This is a genomic window from Klebsiella sp. Ech2A, assembly GCF_030078455.1.
In the GTDB taxonomy this organism is placed as follows: domain Bacteria; phylum Pseudomonadota; class Gammaproteobacteria; order Enterobacterales; family Enterobacteriaceae; genus Klebsiella; species Klebsiella terrigena.
The window spans coordinates 68,706-80,312 of sequence record NZ_JAQGFU010000001.1 but is presented as its reverse complement, the minus strand read 5'-3'; the positions used below and the strand labels follow the sequence as shown (position 1 = coordinate 80,312).

The 11,607-nt window shown below is 57.7% G+C and carries 11 protein-coding genes; 7 read left to right on the top strand and 4 right to left on the bottom strand.

The window, feature by feature from the left end:
* The first annotated feature begins 2 nt into the window (after window positions 1–2).
* Window positions 3–347, top strand: coding sequence for a gamma-glutamylcyclotransferase family protein (locus PFH44_RS00370; RefSeq protein WP_041143744.1), 345 nt, complete (start codon window positions 3–5; stop codon window positions 345–347).
* Between the two features lie 139 nt (window positions 348–486).
* Here the strand turns inward: PFH44_RS00370 and ppa are convergent, their stop codons facing one another.
* Window positions 487–1,017, bottom strand: coding sequence for an inorganic diphosphatase (gene ppa / locus PFH44_RS00365; RefSeq protein ID WP_041143747.1), 531 nt, complete (start codon window positions 1,015–1,017; stop codon window positions 487–489).
* Window positions 1,018–1,418: 401 nt separating this feature from the next.
* Here ppa and ytfQ point away from each other — a divergent pair, with 401 nt between their 5' ends.
* The 4 genes from ytfQ (at window position 1,419) to yjfF (ending at window position 5,957) form a co-directional block, all read left to right on the top strand.
* On the top strand, window positions 1,419–2,375 hold the full coding sequence (gene ytfQ / locus PFH44_RS00360) for a galactofuranose ABC transporter, galactofuranose-binding protein YtfQ (protein WP_041143748.1): 957 nt from the start codon (window positions 1,419–1,421) through the stop codon (window positions 2,373–2,375).
* Between the two features lie 74 nt (window positions 2,376–2,449).
* Window positions 2,450–3,952 carry a galactofuranose ABC transporter, ATP-binding protein YtfR gene (gene ytfR, locus PFH44_RS00355; protein ID WP_283824053.1) on the top strand — a complete coding sequence of 501 codons (1,503 nt, stop codon included), beginning with the start codon at window positions 2,450–2,452 and terminating at the stop codon, window positions 3,950–3,952.
* A gap of 9 nt (window positions 3,953–3,961) precedes the next feature.
* Window positions 3,962–4,987 (top strand): galactofuranose ABC transporter, ATP-binding protein YtfT, encoded by a 1,026-nt coding sequence (gene ytfT / locus PFH44_RS00350; RefSeq protein WP_045853331.1) that lies wholly within the window; start codon window positions 3,962–3,964, stop codon window positions 4,985–4,987.
* The gene (gene yjfF, locus PFH44_RS00345) at window positions 4,974–5,957 is read left to right on the top strand and encodes a galactofuranose ABC transporter, permease protein YjfF (RefSeq protein WP_045853330.1); all 984 of its coding nucleotides are present in this window, start codon (window positions 4,974–4,976) and stop codon (window positions 5,955–5,957) included. Before ytfT ends, yjfF begins: the two co-directional genes overlap by 14 nt.
* Before the next feature lie 47 nt (window positions 5,958–6,004).
* On the opposite strand, the gene fbp is transcribed toward yjfF, so the two are convergent.
* Complete coding sequence (gene fbp / locus PFH44_RS00340; RefSeq protein WP_283824052.1) at window positions 6,005–7,003, bottom strand: class 1 fructose-bisphosphatase; 999 nt, start codon at window positions 7,001–7,003, stop codon at window positions 6,005–6,007.
* A 175-nt stretch (window positions 7,004–7,178) separates the two neighbouring features.
* On the opposite strand from fbp, the gene mpl reads away from it, so the two are divergent.
* Window positions 7,179–8,552: a UDP-N-acetylmuramate:L-alanyl-gamma-D-glutamyl-meso-diaminopimelate ligase gene (mpl, locus tag PFH44_RS00335; protein ID WP_283824051.1), complete on the top strand. Its 1,374-nt coding sequence runs from the start codon at window positions 7,179–7,181 to the stop codon at window positions 8,550–8,552.
* Window positions 8,553–8,616: 64 nt separating this feature from the next.
* Window positions 8,617–9,138, top strand: a complete 522-nt coding sequence (locus tag PFH44_RS00330) for a GNAT family N-acetyltransferase (protein WP_283824050.1) — start codon at window positions 8,617–8,619, stop codon at window positions 9,136–9,138.
* 88 nt (window positions 9,139–9,226) lie between these two features.
* Here the strand turns inward: PFH44_RS00330 and PFH44_RS00325 are convergent, their stop codons facing one another.
* The gene (locus tag PFH44_RS00325) at window positions 9,227–10,435 is read right to left on the bottom strand and encodes an aldose 1-epimerase family protein (RefSeq protein WP_283824049.1); all 1,209 of its coding nucleotides are present in this window, start codon (window positions 10,433–10,435) and stop codon (window positions 9,227–9,229) included.
* 555 nt (window positions 10,436–10,990) lie between these two features.
* Complete coding sequence (yjgA, locus tag PFH44_RS00320) at window positions 10,991–11,542, bottom strand: ribosome biogenesis factor YjgA (protein WP_283824048.1); 552 nt, start codon at window positions 11,540–11,542, stop codon at window positions 10,991–10,993.
* Between the last annotated feature and the right edge of the window lie 65 nt (window positions 11,543–11,607).

Below are 11,607 nucleotides of genomic sequence, written 5' to 3'. Positions count from 1 at the left end.
CAATGCGAATATTTGTTTACGGCAGTTTACGACGCAAACAAGGCAACAGCCACTGGATGACCAACGCTCAGTGGCTGGGCGCCCATAGTGTCAACGATTATCAGCTGTACAGCCTGGGCCACTATCCAGGCGCGGTGCCCGGTGAAGGCACGGTACATGGTGAAGTCTATCGTATTGACGCATCGACGCTGGCCGAGCTGGATGCTCTGCGTACCAAAGGCGGCGAATACGCGCGCCATCTTATCCAGACGCCGTATGGCGGCGCATGGATGTATGTCTATCAGCGTCCGGTTGAGGGATTTACGCGGATAGAAAGCGGTAACTGGTTAGACAGAGACCAGTATTAAAAACGACAGCGCCACCCTCGGGTGGCGTTGTTTTTTATGGCTATCGCCCGTTAGCCTGATGCAGGCAAACTGCAGGCATAAAAAAACCCTTACTAGCCGGCAGGCGGCGTTCAGGGTCTGGCTTCACGCAGAGGCGAACTTAGTTCTTCGCAGCGCGCTCGAAGGAAGCAATGATTTCAGCTTTCGCTGCAGCAGCATTGTCCCAACCGTCAACTTTAACCCACTTGCCTTTTTCCAGATCTTTGTAGTGCTCGAAGAAGTGGGTGATCTGGGCTTTCAGCAGTTCCGGCAGGTCGTTCACGTCGTTGATGTGATCGTACTCTTTGCTCAGCTTGGTGTGCGGTACCGCAACCAGCTTGGCATCTTCACCGGATTCGTCGGTCATCTTCAGTACGCCAACCGGACGGCAGCGGATCACTGAGCCTGGCTCCAGCGGATACGGAGTCGGGACCAGCACGTCAACCGGGTCACCGTCCAGAGACAGGGTGTGGTTGATGTAGCCGTAGTTGCACGGATAGAACATCGCGGTGGACATGAAGCGGTCAACGAACAGTGCACCGCTCTCTTTGTCGACTTCGTATTTGATTGGGTCTGCGTTCGCTGGGATCTCGATAACGACGTAGATATCTTCCGGCAGATCTTTACCCGCAGGTACGTTGAGTAAGCTCATGTCTGTTCCTTTAAAATGTATAGCAAACAAGTGCCCGGTATTATAGCCAACTCACATCGAATGTCTTCGCTTCTTTTGTTTCCGGTGGCGGAAAGATGGCGTCATTTTTCATCGCAAAACAACCTGAAAATCCATAAACATAGCCACATCCTGAATAAATTTATGTAACCGTTTACATTGCATGTGATTGATTTATCAAAGTGCTAAAAATTTCGCCATCAGTGGCGATGGTAGCATCGCTGCGAAAGCCTTATCCGCTCTAAGCTGCCATAAACGGCATGAATTAACATTTAGTTTACTTTTTCGAAGTGTGATGTAACGCATTCAGTTACATCTCTGATTGTCTATAGTTTGTCCGCAGATAACGATTTCACTAACAATAACCCTACGAGGATCGCCTTATGTGGAAGCGCTTACTTCTTGTCACAGCAGTTTCCGCAGCTATGTCATCTATGGCAATAGCTGCCCCTCTGACCGTAGGATTTTCGCAGGTCGGGTCTGAATCCGGCTGGCGTGCGGCCGAAACCAGCGTTGCGAAGGAGGAGGCCGCTAAGCGCGGTATTACTCTGAAGATTGCCGACGGCCAGCAAAAGCAGGAGAACCAGATTAAAGCCGTGCGCTCCTTCATTGCGCAGGGCGTCGACGCCATCTTTATCGCCCCGGTCGTGGCGACGGGATGGGAGCCGGTGCTGAAGGAGGCCAAAGAGGCCAAAATCCCGGTCTTCCTGCTCGACCGCTCCATTGATGTAAAAGACAAAGATCTCTACATGACCACCGTCACCGCCAATAACGTGCTGGAAGGCCAGCTGATTGGCGACTGGCTGGTGAAAACCGTCGACGGCAAGCCGTGCAACGTCGTTGAGCTGCAGGGCACCGTCGGGGCCAGCGTCGCCATTGACCGCAAAAAAGGCTTCGCTGACGCCATCGCTAAGGCCTCGAACATCAAGATTATCCGCTCCCAGTCCGGCGACTTTACCCGCAGTAAGGGGAAAGAGGTTATGGAGAGCTTCATCAAAGCGGAAAACAACGGCAAGAACATCTGCATGGTTTACGCCCATAACGACGATATGGTCATCGGCGCCATCCAGGCAATTAAAGAGGCCGGGCTGAAGCCGGGCAAAGATATTCTGACCGGCTCGATAGACGGCGTACCGGATATCTACAAAGCGATGATCGCCGGCGAAGCTAACGCCAGCGTCGAGCTGACGCCAAATATGGCCGGGCCGGCGTTTGATGCGCTGGAGAAATTCAAGAAAGACGGCACCCTGCCTGAGAAGCTGACCATCACCAAATCGACGCTCTACCTGCCGGATACGGCGAAAGAAGAGTTAGAGAAGAAGAAAAACATGGGCTATTGAGTGAGCGTAGGCCATCAGGACGCTCGGTTTAGTTCCCTCTCCCCGGTGGGGAGAGGGTTAGGGGAGGGGAAACCATGAACGGCGAAGTACACCAGGAGATCCTTCGTACCGAGGGACTGAGCAAATTTTTTCCCGGCGTTAAGGCGCTGGATAACGTCGATTTTAGCCTGCGGCGCGGTGAGATCATGGCCCTGCTGGGTGAAAACGGCGCGGGGAAATCGACCCTGATCAAAGCGCTCACCGGCGTTTATCACGCCGATCGCGGCACTATCTGGCTTGAGGGCCAGGCCATCGCGCCGAAAAATACCGCCCACGCGCAGCAGCTGGGCATCGGTACCGTCTACCAGGAAGTGAACCTGCTGCCGAATATGTCGGTGGCGGACAATCTGTTTATCGGCCGCGAGCCCCGCCGCTTTGGCCTGCTGCGGCGCAAAGAGATGGAAAAGCGCGCCACCGATCTGATGGCCTCCTACGGCTTCTCCCTTGACGTTCGTGAACCGCTTAACCGCTTTTCCGTGGCGATGCAGCAGATTGTTGCTATCTGCCGCGCCATCGACCTGTCGGCCAGGGTGCTGATCCTCGATGAGCCTACCGCCAGCCTGGATACCCAGGAGGTGGAGATGCTCTTCACCCTGATGCGCCAGCTGCGCGACAGCGGCGTCAGCCTGATTTTTGTTACCCACTTTCTCGATCAGGTGTATGCCGTGAGCGATCGGATCACCGTCCTGCGCAACGGCGGCTTCGTCGGCTGCCGGGAAACTCGCGAACTGCCGCAGATTGAGCTGGTGAAAATGATGCTGGGCCGCGAGCTGGAGCACAACGCGCTACAGCGCGCGGGCCGCACCCTGCTGAGCGACAAGCCGATCGCTGCCTTTGAAGGATTTGGTAAAAAGGGCACCATCGCGCCGTTCGACCTCGAGGTCCGCCCCGGCGAAATCGTCGGCCTGGCGGGGCTGCTGGGCTCCGGACGCACCGAAACGGCGGAGGTGATTTTTGGCATCAAGCCGGCCGATAGCGGCAAAGCGTGGATTAAAGGCAAGCCGCAGACGCTGCGCTCGCCGCATCAGGCCTCCATCCTCGGGATCGGCTTTTGCCCGGAAGACCGAAAAACCGACGGCATTATCGCCGCGGCGTCGGTGCGGGAGAACATCGTCCTGGCCCTGCAGGCCCAGCGCGGCTGGCTGCGTCCGATTTCCCGGCGTGAGCAGAATGAAATAGCCGAACGCTTTATCCGCCAGCTGGGTATCCGCACCCCCAGCGCCGAGCAGCCGATCGAATTTCTTTCCGGCGGCAATCAGCAGAAGGTGCTGCTTTCCCGCTGGCTGCTCACCAAACCCCAATTTTTGATCCTCGATGAGCCGACCCGCGGGATAGACGTTGGCGCCCACGCCGAAATTATCCGCCTGATTGAAACCCTGTGCGCTGATGGCCTGGCGCTGCTGGTCATTTCGTCAGAGCTGGAAGAGCTGGTGGGCTATGCCGATCGGGTCATTATTATGCGCGATCGCAAGCAGGTGGCGGAGATCCCGCTCGGGGAGCTCTCCGTTCCGGCGATCATGAACGCTATTGCGGCATAGGAGTAAATCATGATGCCAGGGTCTCTTCCGCAAACCGGCCAAACGAAGCGTCGCTTCAGCTGGCCGAAGGGTATGCCGCAAATCATTGCGCTGCTGCTGGTGCTGGCCGTCGACAGCCTGGTGGCGCCGCACTTTTTCCAGATTGCCCTCCAGGAGGGGCGCCTGTTCGGTAGCCCCATCGATATTCTTAACCGCGCGGCGCCGGTCGCGCTGCTGGCGATTGGCATGACGCTGGTTATCGCTACCGGCGGGATTGACCTGTCGGTCGGCGCGGTGATGGCGATTGCCGGCGCGACCGCCGCCTCGATGACCGTTGCCGGGCATAGCCTGCCGGTGGTGCTGCTGGCCTCGCTGGGCGCGGGCGCGCTGGCCGGGCTATGGAACGGCATCCTGGTGGCGGTGCTGAAGATTCAGCCGTTCGTGGCCACGCTGATCCTGATGGTGGCCGGGCGCGGCGTCGCGCAGCTGATCACCTCCGGGCAGATTGTCACCTTTGACTCGCCGCCTCTGGCGTGGCTCGGCAGCGGCTCGCTGCTGCTGCTGCCGACGCCGGTGCTGATTGCAGCCGCCACGCTGCTGCTGTTCTGGCTGTTCACCCGCAAAACCGCGCTGGGGATGTTTATTGAAGCGGTCGGGATCAACATTCGGGCGGCGAAAAATGCCGGGGTCAACACCCGCATCGTCGTGATGCTGGCCTACGTGCTCAGCGGCGTGTGCGCGGGGATAGCCGGGATCATCGTGGCGGCGGATATTCGCGGCGCCGATGCCAACAACGCCGGGCTGTGGCTGGAGCTGGACGCCATCCTCGCGGTGGTGATCGGCGGCGGATCGCTGATGGGCGGGCGCTTTAACCTGCTGCTCTCGGTGATCGGCGCGCTGATTATCCAGGGGATGAACACCGGGATCCTGCTGTCGGGTTTCCCGCCGGAGTTAAACCAGGTAGTGAAAGCGGTGGTGGTGCTGTGCGTACTGATCGTTCAGTCGCCGCGCTTTATCAGCTTACTGAAAGGAGTGCGCGGCCGTGATAAAACGTAACTTGCCGTTGATGATTACCCTTGCCGTATTCGTGCTGGGCTACCTCTATTGCCTGACCCAGTTTCCCGGCTTCGCCTCGACGCGGGTGATCTGCAATATCCTCACCGATAACGCCTTTCTTGGCATCATCGCCGTGGGGATGACCTTCGTCATCCTCTCCGGCGGCATCGACCTCTCAGTCGGGTCGGTCATCGCCTTCACCGGCGTGTTCCTCGCAAAAGCGATTGGCGTCTGGGGAATTACGCCGCTGCTGGCGTTCCCGCTGGTGTTGGTAATGGGCTGCGCGTTTGGCGCGCTGATGGGCTGGCTTATCGATACGCTGAAGATCCCGGCGTTTATTATTACCCTCGCCGGGATGTTCTTCCTGCGCGGCGTGAGCTACCTCGTCTCTGAAGAGTCCATCCCTATCGATCATCCGGTGTATGACACGCTCTCCGGGCTGGCGTGGACCATTCCCGGCGGCGGTCGCCTGAGCGCGATGGGGCTGCTGATGCTGCTGGTGGTGGTGGCGGGCATTTTTATGGCTCACCGCACCCGCTTTGGCAATCAGGTGTACGCCATGGGCGGCAGCGCCGTCTCGGCGAACCTGATGGGCATTTCGACGCGTGGGACCACCATCCGCATCTACATGCTCTCGACCGGGCTGGCGACGCTGGCGGGGATCGTTTTTTCTATTTATACCCAGGCCGGTTACGCGCTGGCCGGAGTTGGCGTTGAGCTGGACGCGATTGCGTCAGTGGTGATTGGCGGCACGCTGCTCAGCGGCGGCGTCGGCACGGTATTAGGCACGCTGTTCGGGGTGGCGATTCAGGGGCTGATTCAGACCTACATCAACTTCGACGGCACGCTCAGCTCGTGGTGGACGAAAATTGCGATAGGCATTCTGCTGTTTATCTTTATTGCGCTGCAGCGCGGGCTGACGGTGCTGTGGGAAAACCGCCAGAACTCGCCGGTATCGCGGGTGAGCTAGCATAAGAAAGATCCCCTCTCGCCGGGCGAGAGGGGAAGCCAGAGGCGTTACGCGTCCGGGAACTCTTTAATCAGGTTTTCAACGTCTTCAACCATATGGTTGTTGCCGACGAAGAAGGAGCGGCGCTGGTGCAGGCTAACCGGGACGATATCGAGAATACGCTCTTTACCGTCGCTGGCCCTACCGCCCGCCTGCTCGGCGAGGAACGCCATCGGGTTGCATTCGTACAGCAGGCGCAGCTTGCCGTCCGGGTGGCTGGCGGTGCTTGGGTAGAGATAAATGCCGCCTTTCAGCAGATTGCGGTGGAAATCCGCTACCAGTGAGCCGATATAGCGCGAGGTGTAGGGGCGCTGGGTTCCGACATCCTCTTCCTGGCAAAACTTAATGTACTTCTTCACGCCCAGCGGGAATTTGATGTAGTTGCCTTCGTTGATGGAGTAGGTATTGCCTTTCTCCGGGAAGCGCATGCGCTCCTGGGAGAGGCAGAATACGCCAAGAGAAGGATCGTAGGTGAAGGCGTGCACGCCGCAGCCGGTGGTATAAACCAGCATCGTGGAGGAGCCGTAAACCACGTAGCCTGCGGCGACCTGTTTACTGCCCGGCTGCAGGAAATCTTCAACGGTGACCGGCGTGCCGACCGGGGTTATGCGACGGTAGATGGAGAAGATAGTCCCGACAGAGACGTTAACGTCGATGTTAGAGGAACCATCCAGCGGGTCCATGAGCACCACGTATTTTGCGTGTTCGCAGCCTTCAAAGACGACGATTTCGTCTTCTTCTTCAGAGGCGATCCCGGCAACAATATCGCGCGCTCGCAGTGCGGCCTTCAATTTTTCATTGGCGAACAGGTCGAGTTTTTGCTGCACCTCGCCCTGCACGTTTTCAGCACCGCTGGCACCCAGGATATCGACCAGACCGGCCTTGTTGATATCGCGGTGGATGATCTTGGCGCCTAGTTTTATCGCCGACAACAAAGCAGTTAGCTCGCCGGTTGCGTGGGAGAACTCGTGCTGCTTTTCGACAATAAATTCACCTAACGTTTTCATAACCCGTTCCCTGCATGTTTATGTGAAGTAAAACGAACGCAACAATCTTAACAAAGAATAAAAAAAATACGCACAGGTGAATCGCGCCAGCAAAAAACGGATTCGCCTGAAATGCATTTCTCTGATGCCGAACATAAGGGTAAAATGTGCGCCAGATTAAAGAGGGAAGTGACGAATGCGCATTCATATTTTAGGTATCTGTGGCACGTTTATGGGGGGGCTGGCGATGCTGGCGCGTTCCCTCGGTCATGAGGTAACGGGGTCGGATGCTAACGTTTATCCGCCGATGAGCACCCTGCTGGAAAACCAGGGGATCGATCTAATTCAAGGATATGACGCCAGCCAGCTGGAGCCTCGGCCGGACCTGGTGATCATCGGTAACGCGATGACCCGCGGCAATCCGTGCGTCGAAGCGGTGCTGGAAAACAACATTCCGTACATGTCCGGCCCGCAGTGGCTGCATGATTTCGTCCTGCGCGATCGCTGGGTTGTGGCGGTAGCCGGCACCCACGGTAAAACGACGACCGCCGGCATGGCAACCTGGATCCTCGAAGCCTGCGGCTATCAGCCGGGCTTTGTGATCGGCGGCGTGCCGGGCAATTTCGAGGTTTCCGCGCGCCTGGGCGACAGCCCGTTCTTTGTTATCGAAGCGGATGAATATGACTGCGCTTTCTTTGATAAGCGTTCGAAGTTTGTTCACTACTGCCCGCGAACCCTGATCCTCAATAACCTTGAGTTCGATCACGCGGATATCTTTGACGACCTGAAGGCTATCCAGAAGCAGTTCCATCACCTGGTGCGCATTGTCCCGGGCCAGGGCAAAATTATCCTGCCGGAAAACGACATCAATCTGAAGCAGACCATGGCGATGGGCTGCTGGAGCGAGCAGGAGCTGGTCGGCGAGCAGGGCCACTGGCAGGCGAAGAAGCTCAACGCCGACGCCTCGCAGTGGGAAGTCTGGCTTGACGGCGAGAAGGTCGGGGAAGTGAAGTGGGCGCTGGTCGGCGAGCATAATATGCACAACGGCCTGATGGCGATTGCCGCCGCCCGCCACGTCGGCGTAGTGCCGGCGGACGCCGCCAACGCCCTGGGCAGCTTTATCAACGCCCGCCGCCGCCTTGAGCTGCGCGGCGAAGCGAACGGCGTCACCGTGTACGACGATTTTGCCCACCACCCGACGGCGATCCTGGCGACGCTGCAGGCGCTGCGCGGCAAGGTTGGCGGCACCGCCCGCATTTTGGCGGTGCTCGAACCGCGCTCGAACACCATGAAAATGGGCGTCTGCAAAGACGATCTGGCGCCGTCGCTGGGCCGCGCGGACGAAGTGTTCCTGCTTCAGCCGCAGCATATTCCGTGGCAGGTCGCCGAGGTGGCTGAAGCCTGCGTGCAGCCCGCCCACTGGAGCGCCGATGTCGACGTGCTGGTGGATATGATCATCAAAACCGCCCATCCGGGCGACCACATTCTGGTGATGAGCAACGGCGGCTTCGGCGGCATTCATCAGAAGCTGCTGGATAAGCTGGCCAGCAAGGCGGTTGCGGCAGAGTAGTTCCGACGATCGTCTCTCTGCCCTCCGCGCGAGGGCAGACTTTTTTGCCATCCTGGATTTTGTCATGCTCACTTCTGAAAAACTGACTTCGACCGATTCTCCGCACTTTCCCGCGCTCGACGCGCTGTACGTCAAGGCTTTTCCCTGGCACGAGCAGCGCGAGCCGCTGGCTAAACAGCGCGCGCTGCGCGACCCGCACTATGCGCTGGAGGCGTGGTTTGATGACGGCGAGTTTATCGGGCTGAGCGGCAGCTGGCAGTTTGCGGGCTATGGCTACATTGAACATCTGGCGATTGACGACGGCCTGCGCTCGCGCGGCTACGGCAAGCGCCTGCTGGCGGAAATACTGGAGCGTGCGCCGCTGACCATCCTCGAGATCGATCCGCTGACCACGGAAATCGCCCGCCGGCGGCTGCAGTTTTACGCCGCGATGGGCTTTAGCGACAACCCGTGGCCACATCGTCACCCGACCTATCATTACGGCATCGCCGATCATGCGCTGATGGTGCTGAGCTACCCGCAGGCGATTGACGAGGCGCAGTACCGGCGCTTTGCGCAGCAGCTGCGCCAGGTGGTGATGGCCTAAACCGATATCCCGGCGCTGGCGCCGGGAAGGGGATGTGCGGTGCCGGCGCGGCCTCAGCCCTAAGCCCGGGAGCAGCGCCGGCCGGAGGTTACTCTTTGGCGATCGGCGCGTCGTTTTCCGCAACCTTCGCGTCGCCCTGGATCGCTGCAATCCTCTGCTCAACGTCGGCAACCTGTTTATTGTTGTGCAGCAGGGTATAGGTCAGATCAAACTGTGCGCTGGCGCCCGGCTGCAGCTGCTTCACGCGTTTCTGCTCGCGCTCAATGGTCACCGGATAGGCATAGCTGGTGCCTGGCTCGATGCCGGTAACATAGCCCTGTTTTTGGCTATCGGTGTTTTTCCACAGCGTCAGGACCGGCAGCTGGCGGGTATCAAACTGAATTGACGCGCCTTTATCGCCAGCCTTGTTAACCACTGCCGCCAGCGTTTGGTGATTGTCATCGGCGAGCGGCTGAATGTTAAACACCATCTCGTCAAAGTCTTTGGTCGGGCCGGCATAGGTTTGCCACGTTTTCAAACCGGCTTTGGCATAGTCGTTGAACGGGCTGATGCTGGCCATCGGCGCAAGGAAACGCGCGCCTTCTTCGAGAATCGGCGTACCGAAATTGCTGTGGTAGATTATCTGATAATCATGCGGATAATCGGCATGGTTGGTTAAGACATCGTGCAGGCTGAAGCTGTTGCTGCCCGGCACGTAGCGCAGCTCGGTCATGGTCTGCAGATCGGCCTTCTTGAAGGTGCTCTCCTTCACCAGCCCGCGAATGCGAATTTCATACGGCGCGCTATCGGCAACCTCGACCTCAACCTGCGAGGCCGGCGTGTTCCCGGCTTTGCCGTGCAGGGTGTAAATCTGCCCGTCGGCGGTGACCGGATGACCGGTCCATTCGTAGCCGCAGCGCACCATCATCTCATTGAAACCTTCCAGCCAGCCCAGCCCGTTGCGGCTTTCCAGATTAATAAAGGCCGGGTTAACCACCTCTTTGACCGGCGAGTCCCAGCCCATCCGCGTGCCGAAACCTTCGATTTTGAGTAAATTCATGCCGCGAGTCGGGCTGAGGGCGATAGTCAGGCCGTCCTGGCTGCGAATCACGATAACTTTACTCCCCTCCTGCTTGCCGCCGTGGAGCACTTTTTGTTCGATGCTGAAATGGCGATCTTTTATCTTCAGCTGATCGCTGCTTACCTGCCAGTTTCCTTTCTCTGTACTGCTTTCAGCGCTTGTCAGCACCCAGGTTTTTGCCGCGACTTGCCCAGAAATCATCATCGCTACTGCCGTCAACGCTACTATTTTTTTCATTTTTCGTCTCTTTTTGCTGAATCGATATTGTTATCAATGAAGGGAATCTAATAGTTAGCGGATGATGAAAATGTGAAGTGCCTCACCTGGTGAGAATATGCGCGATTTGCTGTTTTTAACTGCGATTCAAGTCCTATTTTAATGCAATGTGTTGTTATTGTTACCACTAAAATTGTGAGTTCATGCATTATTAGCTTTAACGATTCAGCTTTTATTGCCGGCTGAGGCAGCAAAAAAGTCACGTCTGCTGACGCCCGGCAAAACGGCGTACAGGCAGGATAAAAATGCAGGCAAGCAGCAGGGAGCAAAAGAGAAGGCAAAGAGAAGCAAAACAGGGGCAAAACAGGGGAAAAACAGGAGCAAAAAAAGCTGAAAGGCGCTGAACATAACTCAGGACGGCCTGACGGCGGCGATAGCGGGAGAGACCCTGCGGGCGGCGCGGGGAGAGCCAGCCTTCCCGGCAATGCGCACGCATGCCGGGCTACAGGTTAAACGTTATCAGGTAGCCCGGACAGACGCGCCGCCTGCGGGAAAGCCAGGCGGGCGGGAGCTAAATTAGCTTTCGCCTTCGGCCAGCTCACGCAGATACTGGAAGATCAGGCGCGCGGACTTCGGCGGCTTGTTGCCTTCTTTCTCTTTTTGCGCGTTACGGATAAGCGAACGCAGCTGCTGACGGTCAGCTTCTGGCCACAGGTTCAGCACTTCCGGCACCGCGTCATCGCCATCGGCAATCAGGCGGTCGCGGATCATCTCCAGCTTATGGAACAGCGCAACCTGCTGGTTGTGGCGGTTCTTCAGCTTGTCCAGCGCCTGGCGAATCGGCTCAACGTCGCGGCTGCGCAGCATTTTGCCAATCAGCTGCATCTGGCGGCGGCGGCCCTCTTTTTTGATCCGTTGGGCAAGTTCAATGGCGTCGCGCAGGTCGGTATCGAGCGGGATTTTATCCAGCGCGTTTTTCCCCAGCTCAACCATTTCCGCGCCAAGACGCTTCAGTTCTTCGGCGTCACGCTTAATTTCACTTTTACTGACCCAGATAATTTCATCGTCTTCATCTTCGACGTCATCACCGGGAACGTCGTCGAGCCAGTCATCGGGCTGCTTTGTCATCTCAGGCTCCTTAAAAAAGAGGCTAATGTTACCAGTTAAGGCGCGCACTGAAAAACGGTTCTCTG